Origin of the sequence: Bacillus sp. LUNF1 (genome assembly GCF_011008975.1) — a bacterium.
GTDB lineage: Bacteria > Bacillota > Bacilli > Bacillales > Bacillaceae > Bacillus > Bacillus velezensis.
In genome coordinates this window covers 3,003,797-3,019,139 of record NZ_CP048876.1, presented here as the reverse complement: position 1 = coordinate 3,019,139, position 15,343 = coordinate 3,003,797, and the positions used below count along the sequence as shown (strand labels likewise).

Here is a 15,343-nt window from a genome sequence, read left to right as displayed (position 1 = left end):
AAAAAAGCACCGGATATGTATGTTCGGTGCTTTTTTTATGTTTGTTTATCTGACTTCCGGATTTGCCGCTTCCTCGCGGGATGTTTCTTCGTTCGGCTTAAACAGCAGGCCGAGATTGATCAGACCGGCGATGCCGACAAGACCGTAAATAATCCGCGACAGAGCTGATCCTTGGCCGCCGAAGATGGCTGCTACTAAATCAAATTGGAAAAATCCGATCAGTCCCCAGTTAATAGCGCCGATAATCGTTAATACGAGACAGATACGCTGAATAACACTCATGTAAACAACCTCCTCTATGAATTCGTGAAACAGTTATAGATTGTGACAAAGCAAAGAATCTATGCATACTACATTCTCCGCTGTGTAAATCACACACTGTCTCAAGCTGCACAAGTGCCTTTCCCGCGAAGCCGCTGCCTGTAAACCGTGTGATGTGCCGTCAAAAAAGCGGATTGCTTTACATTGAATGTCATCTTTCTGCATAATATAAATCCAAAGGAGGAGATGTCATGCAAAACTTTACATATTGGAATCCGACCAAATTGATTTTCGGAAAGGGAGAGGTCGAAAAACTTCCTGAAGAAATCAAGCCGTACGGAAAGAACGTACTGCTCGTATACGGGGGCGGCAGCATTAAGCGCAGCGGTCTTTATGATCAAGTAACCGAACTGCTGAAAAAAGCAGGAGTTACCGTACATGAATTGGCAGGCGTAGAGCCGAATCCGCGTGTCTCAACGGTGAACAAGGGTGTTGCGCTCTGTAAAGAAAACAGCATCGATTTCTTATTGGCCGTCGGCGGCGGAAGTGTCATTGACTGCACGAAAGCCATCGCGGCGGGCGCTAAATATGACGGCGACGCGTGGGATATCGTCACGAAAAAACACCAGCCGAAAGAAGCGCTGCCGTTCGGAACAGTGCTGACCCTTGCGGCAACCGGTTCAGAGATGAACTCCGGATCAGTCATCACAAACTGGGAGACACAAGAGAAATACGGATGGGGAAGCCCGCTCGTTTACCCTAAATTCTCTATTCTCGATCCGGTAAACACATTTACCGTTCCGAAAGACCACACCATTTACGGCATGGTCGATATGATGAGCCATGTGTTTGAACAATATTTCCACCACACGTCAAACACGCCGTATCAGGACCGGATGTGTGAATCGCTTCTGCGCACGGTGATTGAAACAGCGCCGAAGCTGATCGATGATCTGGAGAACTACGAGCTTCGTGAGACGATTTTATATACAGGCACGATCGCATTAAACGGAATGCTGTCAATGGGCGCAAGAGGGGATTGGGCCACACACAACATCGAGCATGCGGTATCAGCGGTTTACGATATACCGCACGCCGGAGGTTTAGCGATTCTGTTCCCTAACTGGATGAGACATGTGCTCAAAGAAAATCCGGCCCGCTTTAAACAGCTTGCCGTCCGTGTCTTTGATATTGACGAGACAGGCAAATCAGATGAAGAGATCGCACTTGAAGGAATCAGCAAGCTGTCTGATTTCTGGACGAGCCTCGGCGCTCCGAACAGACTCGCTGATTATGATATTTCTGATGAGAAGCTGGATACGATTGCAGATAAAGCGATGGCAAACGGAGTATTCGGACAGTTCAAGTCACTGCAGAAAGAAGACGTGCTTGCGATACTGAAAGCATCATTGTAATAACATAAAGGGGGCGGCCGGATTGGCAGCTCCTTTTTTTCTGTGTTATAGTAATTCCCTTACGATTTTTTTGGAGGTCATGATAAATGGAGAACTTTACGTACTACAATCCGACGAAACTGATTTTCGGAAAAGGTCAAATCGACCAATTGAAAAAAGAGCTGAAGCAATACGGGAAAAACGTGCTGCTTGTTTACGGAGGCGGCAGCATTAAGCGAAACGGCCTGTATGACCAAGTAACAGGCATCTTAAAAGAAGAAGGCGCAACCGTTCATGAGCTTGCGGGTGTTGAACCGAACCCGCGTCTGGAAACGGTAAATAAAGGAATTGAGCTGTGCAGACAGCATGAGATTGATTTCCTTCTCGCAGTCGGCGGCGGAAGTGTCATTGACTGTACAAAAGCGATTGCGGCCGGTGCGAAATATGACGGTGACGCATGGGACATTTACAGCAAAAAAGTAACGGCGCAGGACGCGCTCCCGTTCGGCACGGTGCTGACGCTTGCGGCGACAGGCTCTGAAATGAACCCTGATTCCGTTATCACAAATTGGGAAACAAACGAAAAATTCGTATGGGGCAGCAATGTCACTCATCCGCGTTTCTCCATTTTAGATCCTGAGAATACTTTCAGCGTTCCGGAAAACCAAACCGTATACGGCATGGTGGATATGATGAGCCACGTATTTGAACAATACTTCCACAATGTTGAAAACACGCCGCTTCAGGACAGAATGTGTTTTGCGGTCCTTCAGACGGTAATTGAAACAGCGCCGAAACTTTTGGAAGACCTTGAGAACTATAAGCACCGTGAAACGATTTTATACGCGGGTACGATCGCATTAAACGGCACGCTGCAAATGGGCTATTTCGGCGATTGGGCTTCCCATACGATGGAGCACGCCGTATCAGCGGTTTATGACATCCCTCACGCGGGAGGACTTGCGATTCTGTTCCCGAACTGGATGAGATACACGCTTGATACAAATGTAGACCGTTTTAAAAACCTCATGCTCAACATGTTTGACATTGATACTGAAGGCAAAACGGATAAAGAAATTGCGCTTGAAGGGATCGATAAATTGTCCGCGTTCTGGACAAGCCTCGGCGCACCGTCCCGCCTTGCGGATTATGACATTGGTGAAGACAAGCTTGAGCTGATCGCAGACATCGCCGCAAAAGAAATGGAATACGGCGGATTCGGCAATTTCCAAAAACTGAACAAAGATGACGTACTTGCCATCTTAAAGGCGTCACTGTAAGATACATTCCCGCCCGGGGTGAAGATGAAATAGATTTTCAAGCTGCAGATGTAACCGTTTTGGGGAGTCCCTCTTTCCATATTTTCATTAATGCATCAAGAGCAAGTGAAACACCCCTTGCCATGAGACAACTATGGAAATCTCACATGATGCGGTTTTGACTCCCTGTTTCTGTACATTTAGCAGAAAAGGATCAATTAACTTTGCGATTGCCGATCATCTTTTTACACAAAATCTAAATCATGAAGATGAAGAGCCTTGCTATACTTCGAATTTAAAAAAGGGGCGCTGATTCAATCAGCGCTCCTTTTATGCATTTTGTGTACTAAGGTCCCGCTGCGCCCCCATATAGCTTCCCATTAAGTTTTGATAACCGGGAAGATGACTGGAGATTAATGCGCCAAAACCTTCAACATCGTTGCGCCAATCACGCTGAAGCTCGCACGCTACGCTGAACCAGTTCATAAGCTGCGCGCCGCCATGAGCCATACGCGTTAATGATGCATCTGCTACTTGCTTATTAAACGTCCCCGAAGCATCTGTCACAACAAACACTTCGTAGCCTGCTTTAATGGCAGAAAGCGCAGGAAAAGCAACGCAGACGTCTGTTACGACCCCCGCAATAATCAGCTGTTTTTTGCCAGTCGCTTCAATGGCTTTAACAAAGTCTTCATTGTCCCATGCATTAATTTGTCCAGGACGGGCTATTTTTGGCGCATCAGGAAAGAGATCAACGAGTTCTTGCATGAGCGGTCCGTTGGGTCCATTTTCAAAGCTGGTTGTTAAAATAACCGGTAAATCAAAGAATTTAGCCGTATCACCGAGAGCCAATACATTGTTTTTAAATTCATCAACGCCATAGTCACGCACGAGACCGGAAATAAGGCCGGTTTGATGGTCAACTAAAAGCACGGCAGCATCATCTTTTGAAAGACGGGAATATAGATCAGACATTTTATAATCCTCCTTGAATTAAGGCAAGTAAGTTTGTGAATTGAAAACGGTAAATCTATTCATATGCTGTGTAGATAGAAAGTTATTTCTGAGGTGACTTTTCGTGAGGGTGATGATCCTTCAATTAATCTGGAACGGGAACCGGAGCATGATCAATCCAATGGATGAACTGTTGTAAATAGCGTTGAAGATAACGTTTTGTTTGTTCATCCGTAAGTATGTTTTGAGCGGAATCAATTTTCTCATGGACTTGCGAAATCAGCATTTTTTGAAATGGCAAAACATTGACTTGCATAGCTTCGAGTACTTCTCTCAATTGCGTTTGACCAAAGGCAGTGCCGAACCCTCCGGGGGTTGCTCCGATTAAGCCAACTGGTTTTCTGTTTAAAACAGAAGAGGTCCGCGGTCTCGATGCCCAGTCCAATGCATTTTTTAATACCCCCGGAATTCCGGAATTGTACTCTGGACTTACAATGATGACGCCGTCAACGTCTTGTATATCAGTTCTAAAGGATGTTACGGAGTCTGGTGCTCCGGCAATTTCTAAATCTTCGTTAAAAAAAGGAAGACTGTCTATTTCAACCCAGCGAAATTGAGCCGCATTATCTAAGTCAATCAATGATTGAGCAATCGCTCGATTATACGAGTTTTTTCGTAAACTTCCACAAATAAGACCAATGGTTTTAGTCATAAAATCACCTCCCGGTATAAAATCACTTTCATCTTAACACGATACCCCAAATATAGACACTATTTTTAAAAATGGACATTTATGCCTTAATATTCCTGTGCGGCAGCCTCTCAAGAGGAGTACTATATAAAAAGAACCGTCCCCTCGGGATTGGCGATGGATGTCATCCTGCTCCAAAGTAAAGGTGATACATTCCTGGATCACCAACATTCGATTCGTTATCCCTCTCACAGTTAATACAAATATAACCATCTCGAATCCGGAATATTGTATAAAAAATGAACGCATCTTTAGCGCAAATCCCGTATTCATCCGCCCTTCTTCATGACTTGATTTAGCGGGTGAGTTCATATAAAGTGAAAGAGAAAACAATTCACCGTGATGGAGGGACAAGCAAATGACGCATGTACGCTTTGATTACTCAAGAGCGTTACCTTTTTTCAATGAACATGAACTTACATACGCACGTGATTTCGTAAAAACGGCACACCATAATATCCATGAAAAAACAGGCGCCGGAAGCGACTTTTTAGGATGGGTGGACCTCCCTGAAAACTACGATAAAGAAGAATTCGCGCGCATTAAAAAAAGCGCTGAAAAAATTAAATCAGATTCAGACGTGCTTCTCGTCGTGGGTATCGGCGGTTCATACTTAGGCGCCCGCGCGGCGATCGAAGCGCTCAATCATTCTTTCTATAATGTTCTGCCGAAAGACAAGCGCAAAAACCCTCAAGTTATCTTTATCGGCAACAATATCAGCTCAACTTATATGAAAGATGTTATGGATCTTTTGGAAGACGCTGATTTCTCTATCAATGTCATTTCTAAATCAGGCACGACGACGGAACCTGCAATCGCTTTCCGGATTTTCCGCAAACTTCTTGAAGAAAAATACGGAAAAGAAGAAGCGAAAGCGCGGATTTACGCGACGACAGATAAAGAGCGCGGCGCTTTAAAAACGCTTTCTAATGAAGAAGGCTTCGAATCATTCGTTATTCCTGATGATGTCGGCGGACGTTTCTCCGTTCTGACTGCGGTAGGTCTTCTGCCGATTGCGGTAAGCGGGGCTGATATCGATGAAATGATGAAAGGCGCTCTTGATGCAAGCAAAGACTTTTCCAGCTCGGAATTAGAGGAGAACGCGGCTTATCAATACGCCGTCGTCCGCAACGTTCTGTATAATAAAGGAAGAACTATTGAAATGCTCATCAACTATGAGCCTGCGCTGCAATACTTTGCGGAATGGTGGAAGCAGCTCTTCGGCGAAAGTGAAGGAAAAGATGAAAAAGGCATCTATCCTTCTTCCGCTAACTTCTCAACAGACCTTCACTCTCTCGGTCAATACGTGCAGGAAGGCAGACGCGATCTGTTTGAAACTGTATTAAACGTTGAAAAACCGAAGCATGAGCTGACAATTGAAGAAGCGGAAAATGATCTCGACGGCTTAAATTACTTAGCCGGCAAAACGGTCGATTTCGTCAATAAAAAAGCGTTCGAAGGCACGATGCTTGCCCATACAGACGGAAAAGTGCCGAACTTAATTGTCAATATTCCGCAGCTTAATGCATATACATTTGGATATCTCGTCTATTTCTTTGAAAAAGCGGTGGCGATGAGCGGTTATCTGCTCGGAGTCAACCCGTTTGATCAGCCGGGTGTTGAAGCCTATAAGGTGAATATGTTCGCGCTTCTCGGCAAACCGGGCTTTGAAGAGAAAAAAGCAGAGCTTGAAAAACGTCTTGAAAAATAAAAAAAAGTGCTGGCCCTCAGCATGACGGGTCAGCCTTTTTTAAACCGTGAAAGGTGTGATGATGAATTGATGCGGCTCTTATGTAAGCATGCCGTCATTTCCGTCTGTTCCGCCGCTATTGTCTATTCGGCACTAAAACTGTCTCCTGAATCCCTCTTACAAACCATCCTGTTTTTCGCTTTCCCTCTCGGCTTGTTTACGGACATGGTCCGGCTGAAACTGAAGATTGGCCGGATGCATACGCTGATGACGAAGTGCTGTCTCTATTCCGCCGTTTTCTATATTTCAACGGAAGCCGTTCTCTCCGCAATTGTGACGTATGTTCTGATTGAATGCGCCGTTACCTCTTTCCGGCGTCTGTCTGCCGCTCCCGATTCTTCCCAGACGCCGTATGAAGATGCCGCAGAGCGGGGACGCTAAAGACAAAAAGGAGTATATGCACATGATCAGCATTCCATCTTCACTTGAAGGGCAATCGTTTTTACTCCGCGAATTGGAACAGGTGCTGAAACCGATCGGTTATACCATCGGAGGCGGCTGGGAGTATGACCGCGGGTTCTTTGATTACAAAATTTCCGATCAGGACGGCTATTTATTTCTCCGCATCCCTATTGAAGCAAATAAGGGACACCTGGATGAACGGGGGGCCGCCGTTACAATCGGCACACCCTTTTTGCTGAGGCACGTCTATCAGCAGGAAACGGATGATCACGCAGGCGGCGGTGTTTTTGAGTCATTATTCAACCAATTCTCCGAGCCGAAACGGCGGGATGCGGCAATTGACCGCTCATATACAGATATCGGCATCTCGCTTGTGAAAGAGCTGGAAGACGTCCTGCTGCATTAAAGAGCCAAAAACAGATCAGTATCGAGCACCTGGTATGACAGGGGAGGGGTCAGCATCGGCCCCTCTTCTTTTTGTATGCCGATGATCGTGGTATTCCGTTTGAGATAATAGAGCGCACAGTCATGATAAGATGAACCCTTTAATTCCTCGGGGACGGGAATGATGCGCACCTTTTTCTCCAGCGTCAGATCTGACAGCGTTTGCGGTTTGGCAAGCTGCAGCTTGACCCGGTAATGCTCAAACATCACCCGGCTCGACAGCCGTGATGTGCACAGAATCTTATTGGCTCCTGCGCGCTCGGCGTTTTTGACATACCGTTCCGTTAAAATTTCCACGATACAATAAACGGACGGGTGCAGCCCTTTGATGGCGAGAAGCGTTAATACCGACAGCATATCAGCTTCGGATTCATTTTTCTGCTGATCCGCTGTCAGAATGACGGTATCGGCTTCCGTAATATTCGCTTTATTGAGCGTGCTGTCATCAGCGGCATGTCCGCGGATGAAATGGACGTTTTCAATAAGCGGCCCTTCCCTTAATGAATCATCAATCAGGACGACAGTTTTTGACGGTGCGATGTGCTGCAGTTCTTTCAGCAGCATATGCGACTTCTCATTCCATCCGATAAGAATGACGTGCCCCTTGCCTTTAAAGGCGACCTTCCCTTCGACATAGCGGTGCTGTTTGCTGAACACGGCTGAAGAAAGCGTGGCGAAATAGGCGGTCACAAAACTCGCTCCGCTTAATACAAGCACCATACCGGCAATCTGCCCGAGCGGTGTCTGGGGAACGTAATCGCCGTAGCCGACTGTGGCCACCGTAATCACCGCCCACCAAACCCCTTCAAACACAGACGTGAATTGCTTCGGTTCGAGCATGTAAATGAGTTGGCCGAACAATAAAATCAAGGCGATAATGATCAGCCCGATCCGAACATATAACGGCCATCTCAGCCAGGAAATAAATAAACGGTTTGATTTCATTCGTCCGGCTCTTCTTTCGACAGAGAGATGGATAAAATCTGTTTAATAATGGTGTTTAGTTTTTCGTCCAGCTGTTCCTGGCCGTATGAGTCACGCGCATGTCTGATTAAATCGGCCGTCTCATCTTCAAACTGAATGAGAGGTTCATCGTTTTCCGCTTCATTATAGAGCTGGATGAAGGCGTCAAGCCCTTCGTTCATTCTGTCTATCGCATTGCTCAGCTGTTCTTTCTCGCCATTTGTCACTTTCATGTCGATCACACCTGTATCTTTTTTTATACAGTATGTCCCAGTTCGTTTGATGTCTTTCAAAAATCGCCGAAAACATATTCACCCTCATTTTTTCATATGATAAAGAAAGCGGACCGAAAAAGGGTGAGTCAAATGACAGTCATTCAAAAACTGCTGGCGGCGCTGGCCGGAGCGCAGCTGCTCGCTTCGGCGGCCGTATTGCTTATTTTTGATTTGAATGGATACAATCACATGTCAGGCGGATTTTCATGGCTTGTTTTTGTAAAAGAGACCGCAGGCACGTTTCCGTTTTACATCGGATTGGCCGGGTGTATCCTCATCATGCTCGGAGGATTGATTCCTGTCAGAAAAAAGAAGCGGATTTCTGTACAGGAAAGCGGACAATCATTAAAATAATATATAAGCAGATCGTACGATATAAGAGAAAAAGGAAGAGGATAATATGCTGTTTATCTTTTTAACAATTGCTGCATTGGGATTGTCGTTTTGGGCACAATTTAAAGTGAAAAGCAATTTTCAGAAATACTCAGACGTGGAAGCTTCCAGTCAGCGGACGGGGGCGGAAACGGCAAGACGGATTCTTGATATTAACGGTTTATATGATGTGCCGGTAGAACCGGTAAGAGGCACTTTAACAGACCATTACGACCCGACGGAGCGGGTGGTGCGTTTATCTGAGCCGGTATATTACGGCCGCTCCATTTCCGCCATTTCCGTCGCTTCCCATGAAGTCGGACATGCTTTGCAGCATCAGGAATCATACGGCGCGCTTGTGCTGAGGCACAAAATTTTTCCGGTCGTCAATTTTGCCTCCGGGGTTGCCCCTCTGCTTTTCTTGGGCGGGATGCTCCTGGGCAGCTTGAACTTAATCGGACTCGGCATTATTTTGTTTTCGGCCGCTGTTTTTTTCCAGCTTGTCACACTGCCTGTCGAGTTTAATGCCAGCGCGAGGGCGAAGCGGATTATCGTGTCGGAAGGATTCATTCGCAACAGTGAAGAACACGGCGTGAATAAAGTGCTGAACGCCGCCGCGCTGACGTATGTGGCTGCGGCGCTCGTTTCATTATTCGAGCTGCTTCGTTTTGTGATGATTTTCTTAAATGGTCGTGATGAGAATTAACACGAAGGAGGTGGCCCCTTACCGTTTGCGGTAGGGGTTTTTTTGCTTATATTAAAACTGATTCTCATTATGCTGTTAATCGGATTAACGGCCATCTTTGTCGCTGCGGAATTTGCGATTGTCAAAATCCGCGGTTCAAAAATCGCGGAGCTGGTTGAAACCGGAGACAGCCGGGCGCTCGCGGCGCACAGGGTGATTTCAAATCTCGATGAATATTTATCAGCGTGCCAGCTCGGCATTACGATTACGGCGCTTGGACTCGGCTGGCTCGGTGAACCGACGATTCAGCGGCTTCTTCATCCTGTTTTCAGCCTGATCGGAATGCCGTCATCTATTACGCACGTCGTCACGTTTATTGCGGCGTTTATCGCCGTCACGTATCTGCACGTCGTCATCGGAGAGCTTGCGCCGAAAACGATATCCATTCAAAAAGCCGAAGCCGTCAGTCTGTGGACGGCGAAACCGCTCATTCTGTTTTATAAAGTGATGTATCCGTTTATTAAGCTGTTAAACGGCTCAGCCGGATTTTTGGTCAAGCTGTTCGGTTTTCATTCGGTGAAAGAACATGAGGTCGTGGTCAGTGAAGAGGAATTGCGGCTGATTTTGTCCGAAAGCTATAAAAAAGGTCAAATCAATCAATCCGAATTCCGTTACGTCAATAAAATATTTGAATTCGATAACCGGGTCGCCAGAGAAATCATGGTGCCGCGCACCGAAATCGCCGCCATCTCGCTTGAACAGTCAGTTGATGAAGCCATACATTTGATCATCAACGAACGGTATACGCGATATCCGGTTATTAAGGAAGACAAAGATCACATTCTCGGCATTATTAACAATAAGGATTTATTTAAAGCGTATTTTCTCGGCCGCTCCATTGAATTAAAAGAAATTATGCGTCCGGTCATCAGAGTCATTGAAAGCATCCCCGTTCAGGAGCTTTTGATCCGCATGCAGAAGGAGCGGATTCATATGGCGATTCTCGTTGACGAATACGGCGGCACGGCGGGACTTGTGACCGTCGAAGACATATTGGAGGAAATCGTCGGGGAAATCCGTGATGAATATGACCAGGATGAAATGCCCCACATCGTCAAAAAAGGCGAACACCACTATGTGATGGACGGCAAGGCGCTCATAGAAGAGGTGAATGATCTCCTTGATATCGCCATCGAAAATGAAGACATTGACACGATTGCCGGCTGGCTCTTAACACAAAAAATGGAGCTGAAAAATGGTGATGTGTTTCATGCCGAAGGGTGTGAATTTAAGGTGCTGGAAGCGGAAGACCATCATATCCGCTTCGTTGAAATTAAAAAAACTGATTTCTGAGCCTCCTGCTTTTGCAATGAGGCTTTTTTTATGAAAAAAATGCTTCTTCGTCCCGCTCTTTCATATGCTGTAAAGAAAGGAGTGTCGGTATGAAAACGGATTGGTGGAAAACGGCGGCCGTCTATCAAATTTATCCCCGAAGTTTTATGGATTCGAACGGGGACGGAATCGGCGACATGAACGGCATCAGAGCAAAGCTTCATTACATAAAAGAGTTGGGGGCGGATGTGATCTGGCTTTGTCCCGTTTTTGACTCGCCGGGCGCGGACAACGGCTACGATATTCGGAATTATAAACAAATTGCCGGCGAATTCGGGACGATGGAGGATTTTGACCGGCTCCTTGCGGATGTCCATGCGCTCGGCATGAAGCTGATTATAGACCTCGTCATCAACCATACAAGCGATGAGCACCCTTGGTTTATCGAATCACGCTCAGCGAAAGATTCCGAAAAACGGGACTGGTACATCTGGAGAGACGGAAAAAACGGCAAAGAGCCGAACAATTGGGAAAGCATTTTCGGCGGATCAGCGTGGGAATATGATCAAGAAACCGACCAGTATTACCTGCACCTCTTTGACAAAAAACAGCCTGATTTAAATTGGGAAAACGAAGCGATGAGGCAGTCCGTTTATGAGATGGTCCGCTGGTGGCTTGATAAAGGCATAGACGGCTTCCGGGTGGATGCCATTTCTCACATTAAGAAAAAAGAAGGGCTCCCTGACATGCCGAATCCGGACGGTCTCCCATACGTCCCGTCTTTCCCGTATCATATGAATGGGGAAGGCATAATGGATCTCTTAAAAGAGCTGAAACGGGAAACATTTTCGCGCTATCCGATCATGACGGTCGGCGAGGCGAACGGAGTGGCGGCTTGGGAGGCGGCTGATTGGGCCGGTGAAGAAAACGGCGTCTTTCAAATGATTTTTCAATTTGAACATCTCGGCCTCTGGGATACGGAAGGTGATCAAAGCATCTCCATTCCGGCGCTTAAGCGCGTCTTGTCCGGCTGGCAGAACAGTCTTGAAGGAAAGGGCTGGAACGCGTTATTTATGGAGAACCACGATCAGCCCCGTTCCGTCTCGGTATGGGGTGACGAACGGTTTTTGACAGAAAGCGCCAAGGCACTCGCCGCGATGTATATGCTGATGAAAGGCACGCCGTTTATTTACCAGGGGCAGGAGCTCGGAATGACCAATGTTTCGTTCCCATCCATTGAAGATTATGATGATGCCGCAATGAAATATCTGTATGAAAAAGAGACGTCCCGCGGCGTTCCGCATGAAAAAGTGATGAAGATCATCTGGAAGAAGGGCCGGGATAATTCACGGACACCGATGCAATGGAGCGGTGAGGCGAACGGCGGGTTTTCTGATGCTTCTCCGTGGCTCGGAGTGAATCCGAACTACACATGGCTGAATGCTGCATCACAAATGCAGGATGAAACATCCGTATACCATTTCTACAAACGGCTGCTCGCCCTCAGAAAAGAACACGGCGTATTGATCAGCGGCACATACGAATTGCTGCTTCCGAATGACCGGCAGATTTATGCCTATCTAAGAAAAAACGGAACAACAACCGCCCTGATCATCACAAATCTGTCCCGAACCCCCGCTTTATACAGGCATCCCGGTTATCCGCTTGACTCCGATTCTCTCGTGCTTGCAAACGCGGAGACAGAAGTGCACCGCCATGTGACATCCTTTGTTTTAAAGCCTTATGAGGCCCGCGTATATATATGGTGAAAAACTTCAGTCCCGAGGCTGAAGTTTTTTGTGATCTGCGTTTATCATCGCGATCCGACAGGAAAAGACAAATACAGAAACGAATATGGGAAAGGAAGAGAAAAAGAAAGGAGGCATTTATATGCTGAAAAAATTGCAGATTCAAACAAACAGACGGGATGAAATGATCGACATCACACATGAAGCTGAAGCGTTTCTCCGCAAAACAGGCGTAAAAAACGGTTTGGCGCTCATATACTGTCCCCATACAACCGCCGGCATTACCATAAATGAAAATGCCGATCCGGATGTGAAGAGGGATATGCTCAGAAGGTTTGATGAAATATATCCGTGGGACCACGAACTGGACCGGCATATGGAGGGAAATACGGCGGCACATATGAAAGCGAGTACAACCGGCGCCTCCCAGCATGTCATCATAGAAGACGGGCGCCTGATACTCGGAACATGGCAGGGCGTTTATTTTTGCGAATTTGACGGTCCGCGAAACAGAACATGTTATATCAAAATACAGGCTGAAACGGAGGAAAACAAATGAGTGAGTGGATGAGTGCATTATCATTAACAAAGCCCGTCATTCAGGCGCCGATGGCCGGCGGGCTGGTCACGCCGCGTCTGGCTTCGGCGGTATCAAATGAAGGGGCGCTCGGAAGCCTCGCTTCAGGATACGTCAGCCCGCAAGCGCTTGAAAAACAGCTTATCGAGATGAAAGAGCTGACGGACCGCTCCTTTCAAGTAAATCTTTTCGTCCCGGAAGAAAGGCAGATGCCTGAGGCGGAACTGGTTAAAAAATGGAAAGCCCGCATCCCAAGGGCAAAAGACGCCAAGCCGTTCTCTGATCTGAAAGAAGAATGGAATGATTTCGAGGAAAAAGCGGAGCTTCTGATCCGTTACGGAGTCAAAGCGTGTTCATTCACCTTCGGCCTGCCGCCGGAAAAAACGGCGGAAAAGCTGAAGAAAAGCGGCTGTTTCCTTTTCGGCACGGCGACAACGCCGGAGGAAGCGAAAGCCTTTGAAGAACGGGGGATGGACGCCGTTATTCTGCAGGGAATAGAAGCCGGCGGACATCGCGGGTCGTTTCTGCCGGTTAAAGGAGAACCGGCTCTCGGCCTTATGGCGCTGATTCCGCAGGCTAAAGACGCGCTGAATATCCCGGTGATTGCGGCAGGCGGCATTTTTGACCGCCGCGGGGTGCAGGCGGCCCGATGTTTGGGTGCGGACGGCGTTCAAGTAGGAACACCGTTTCTCCTTTGTGAAGAAAGCAGCGCCTCACCGGCATATCAAAAAGCCATTGCCGAATCAAAAGGAGCCGACACGCGGCTGACCACCCTGTTTTCGGGAAAACTGGCGCGGGGAATCGTGAATCAGTTCATGAAAACATATGAAGCCGACGAGGGAAATACGCTGCCTTATCCGCTGCATAATACGCTGACAAAGCCGATGCGCGGGCACGCGGCTCAATCAGGAGACGCGGAGTATATGTCTTTATGGGCCGGCCAGTCCGCCGCGAAACTTGAAGGGCCGACAGACGTGAAAACCGTTTTGGACAGATTGTGCGAATCATAATCCAGAAATCGTGAGGTGATGGATGATGAAGATTCTTCAAATGTCCTACGAAAAAAGAGGGACTATTGAGTTTGTCTTTGAAGATTTTCCGCATTCCAAAGTCACCATGGCGCCGATTAAAGGGTATTACTTTGTCCGCGCCATTAAATGGAGCAGACGGGACAGAGCCGTCACCCGACATGATTTAGAGAAGTTTGAATGGGCTGCAAACCAAGCGCTCGGCACGACGGCTTTTTACCGGAAAAGAAAAGCATTCCGCATCCCATCGTCACAATGACAGACGATGGGATTGTTTTAATGCATGATTTGATAAAGCGCGGGTGCATCAAGCCTTGTTGCCTGGTTAAGCAGATAAGCCGGCTGCACGGCATTTTTTTTTCTTAAAGAATTCAATCTCTGGATGATTTGTTCAGCGGTCAGAATCCCGAGACCGTGGGCGAAATATTGATCATTCCCCATCACAATGACATTCTCTCCCCGCCACTGAGCCTTTGCAGGATTAAAATCAGGATTTTTAAAATATAAACAATCTCCCCGTAAAAAGTGGCTGCCGGTTTCCGTGTAGATCGGCAGATGCTCATAGTGCCAGTCATACAAAGTGATATCCCGGAAACGCCGGTTAAACCGTTCTTCACCGATTGTCTTTAAGACGGCCAGATAATAAATCACAACAATGGCGGTAGCGCATTCAAATGCGTAAAACGCCCCGTTTTCAATAATGTCCCGAATCGCTTTTGAAGCGGGGATTCTGTACTTCAGCTCCAAGGCTCCTTCCGGCGTCACTCTCCAATAAGCCGTATTTCCGTATGTTTTGGCGAAAGTTGCAAATTTCACACCTGATCCGTGCAGTTCTCTTGCGGCTTCCACAATATGGCGGCGCAGCCGCACCTCGAACATCAGTTCAGCAATCGACCCGTAATCGAATTGTACGGGAGAATTGAGCAGTTCATTTATATACGGAACAAGGCTTTCTTCCGTCTGCCAGTTCGCGATGTCCTGAGGCCGAAGCACTTGGCCGGATATGATAATCATCTGCGCGCCCCCCTTCTCTTTTTTTATAAGATATGCAGGAAGCTTGGGCAACGAAAATCAAGTCATAAAAAAGGAGGAAATGTTAACAAAATGTGAAGGCTGAGCCGATATATAAGGTATCACACTTGAGGGAG

Annotated in this window: 18 protein-coding genes; 12 read left to right on the top strand and 6 right to left on the bottom strand. The window is 47.1% G+C overall.

The genetic code is table 11. The features are described 5' to 3' along the window. Positions 1-45 precede the first annotated feature (45 nt). Complete coding sequence (locus G4O42_RS14910; RefSeq protein ID WP_003152104.1) at positions 46-282, bottom strand: DUF378 domain-containing protein; 237 nt, start codon at positions 280-282, stop codon at positions 46-48. Positions 283-512: 230 nt separating this feature from the next. On the opposite strand from G4O42_RS14910, the gene G4O42_RS14905 reads away from it, so the two are divergent. After that, positions 513-1,676, top strand: a complete 1,164-nt coding sequence (locus G4O42_RS14905; protein ID WP_032876828.1) for an iron-containing alcohol dehydrogenase — start codon at positions 513-515, stop codon at positions 1,674-1,676. Between the two features lie 86 nt (positions 1,677-1,762). Next, positions 1,763-2,935 carry an iron-containing alcohol dehydrogenase gene (locus tag G4O42_RS14900; RefSeq protein ID WP_003152109.1) on the top strand — a complete coding sequence of 391 codons (1,173 nt, stop codon included), beginning with the start codon at positions 1,763-1,765 and terminating at the stop codon, positions 2,933-2,935. 309 nt (positions 2,936-3,244) lie between these two features. Here G4O42_RS14900 and ycaC read toward each other — a convergent pair whose 3' ends face one another. Together ycaC and G4O42_RS14890 are read right to left on the bottom strand one after the other, a co-directional pair. Beyond that, positions 3,245-3,889: an isochorismate family cysteine hydrolase YcaC gene (gene ycaC, locus G4O42_RS14895; protein ID WP_014418745.1), complete on the bottom strand. Its 645-nt coding sequence runs from the start codon at positions 3,887-3,889 to the stop codon at positions 3,245-3,247. A gap of 124 nt (positions 3,890-4,013) precedes the next feature. Next, on the bottom strand, positions 4,014-4,580 hold the full coding sequence (locus G4O42_RS14890) for an NADPH-dependent FMN reductase (RefSeq protein ID WP_032876830.1): 567 nt from the start codon (positions 4,578-4,580) through the stop codon (positions 4,014-4,016). Between the two features lie 397 nt (positions 4,581-4,977). Here G4O42_RS14890 and G4O42_RS14885 point away from each other — a divergent pair, with 397 nt between their 5' ends. The 3 genes from G4O42_RS14885 to G4O42_RS14875 are packed head-to-tail and all read left to right on the top strand — an operon-like array spanning position 4,978 to position 7,177. Continuing rightward, positions 4,978-6,330, top strand: coding sequence for a glucose-6-phosphate isomerase (locus tag G4O42_RS14885; RefSeq protein WP_032876832.1), 1,353 nt, complete (start codon positions 4,978-4,980; stop codon positions 6,328-6,330). 21 nt (positions 6,331-6,351) lie between these two features. After that, complete coding sequence (locus tag G4O42_RS14880) at positions 6,352-6,750, top strand: hypothetical protein (protein ID WP_032876834.1); 399 nt, start codon at positions 6,352-6,354, stop codon at positions 6,748-6,750. A gap of 22 nt (positions 6,751-6,772) precedes the next feature. Beyond that, the gene (locus tag G4O42_RS14875) at positions 6,773-7,177 is read left to right on the top strand and encodes a YugN-like family protein (protein WP_032876836.1); all 405 of its coding nucleotides are present in this window, start codon (positions 6,773-6,775) and stop codon (positions 7,175-7,177) included. Here the strand turns inward: G4O42_RS14875 and G4O42_RS14870 are convergent. Both G4O42_RS14870 and G4O42_RS14865 read right to left on the bottom strand, forming a co-directional pair. After that, a complete protein-coding gene (locus tag G4O42_RS14870; RefSeq protein ID WP_007408644.1) occupies positions 7,174-8,160 on the bottom strand; it encodes a potassium channel family protein in 987 nt (328 codons plus the stop codon). The genes G4O42_RS14875 and G4O42_RS14870 overlap by 4 nt on opposite strands. Then, positions 8,157-8,411, bottom strand: a complete 255-nt coding sequence (locus tag G4O42_RS14865) for an Atypical membrane-integrating protein (protein WP_015418086.1) — start codon at positions 8,409-8,411, stop codon at positions 8,157-8,159. The genes G4O42_RS14870 and G4O42_RS14865 overlap by 4 nt, the downstream gene beginning before the upstream one ends. 132 nt (positions 8,412-8,543) lie before the next feature. Between G4O42_RS14865 and G4O42_RS14860 the strand changes: the two genes are divergently transcribed. From G4O42_RS14860 to G4O42_RS14830, 7 genes are all read left to right on the top strand, one after another. Next, positions 8,544-8,807 (top strand): YuzI family membrane protein, encoded by a 264-nt coding sequence (locus tag G4O42_RS14860; protein ID WP_032876839.1) that lies wholly within the window; start codon positions 8,544-8,546, stop codon positions 8,805-8,807. A gap of 46 nt (positions 8,808-8,853) precedes the next feature. Then, positions 8,854-9,531, top strand: coding sequence for a zinc metallopeptidase (locus G4O42_RS14855; protein ID WP_003152125.1), 678 nt, complete (start codon positions 8,854-8,856; stop codon positions 9,529-9,531). A 42-nt stretch (positions 9,532-9,573) separates the two neighbouring features. Then, positions 9,574-10,863 (top strand): hemolysin family protein, encoded by a 1,290-nt coding sequence (locus tag G4O42_RS14850; RefSeq protein WP_007408640.1) that lies wholly within the window; start codon positions 9,574-9,576, stop codon positions 10,861-10,863. Between the two features lie 89 nt (positions 10,864-10,952). Continuing rightward, entirely contained in the window at positions 10,953-12,611 is a 1,659-nt protein-coding gene (locus G4O42_RS14845; protein ID WP_032876841.1) for a glycoside hydrolase family 13 protein, read from the top strand. Positions 12,612-12,732: 121 nt separating this feature from the next. After that, positions 12,733-13,149, top strand: a complete 417-nt coding sequence (locus G4O42_RS14840) for a secondary thiamine-phosphate synthase enzyme YjbQ (RefSeq protein ID WP_032876991.1) — start codon at positions 12,733-12,735, stop codon at positions 13,147-13,149. Next, a complete protein-coding gene (locus tag G4O42_RS14835) occupies positions 13,146-14,177 on the top strand; it encodes an NAD(P)H-dependent flavin oxidoreductase (RefSeq protein WP_032876844.1) in 1,032 nt (343 codons plus the stop codon). The genes G4O42_RS14840 and G4O42_RS14835 overlap by 4 nt, the downstream gene beginning before the upstream one ends. A 25-nt stretch (positions 14,178-14,202) precedes the next feature. Beyond that, positions 14,203-14,454, top strand: a complete 252-nt coding sequence (locus tag G4O42_RS14830; protein ID WP_032876847.1) for a hypothetical protein — start codon at positions 14,203-14,205, stop codon at positions 14,452-14,454. 17 nt (positions 14,455-14,471) lie between these two features. Here the strand turns inward: G4O42_RS14830 and G4O42_RS14825 are convergent, their stop codons facing one another. Further along, positions 14,472-15,209, bottom strand: a complete 738-nt coding sequence (locus G4O42_RS14825; protein ID WP_007408635.1) for a protein-glutamine gamma-glutamyltransferase — start codon at positions 15,207-15,209, stop codon at positions 14,472-14,474. Positions 15,210-15,343: the final 134 nt, after the last annotated feature.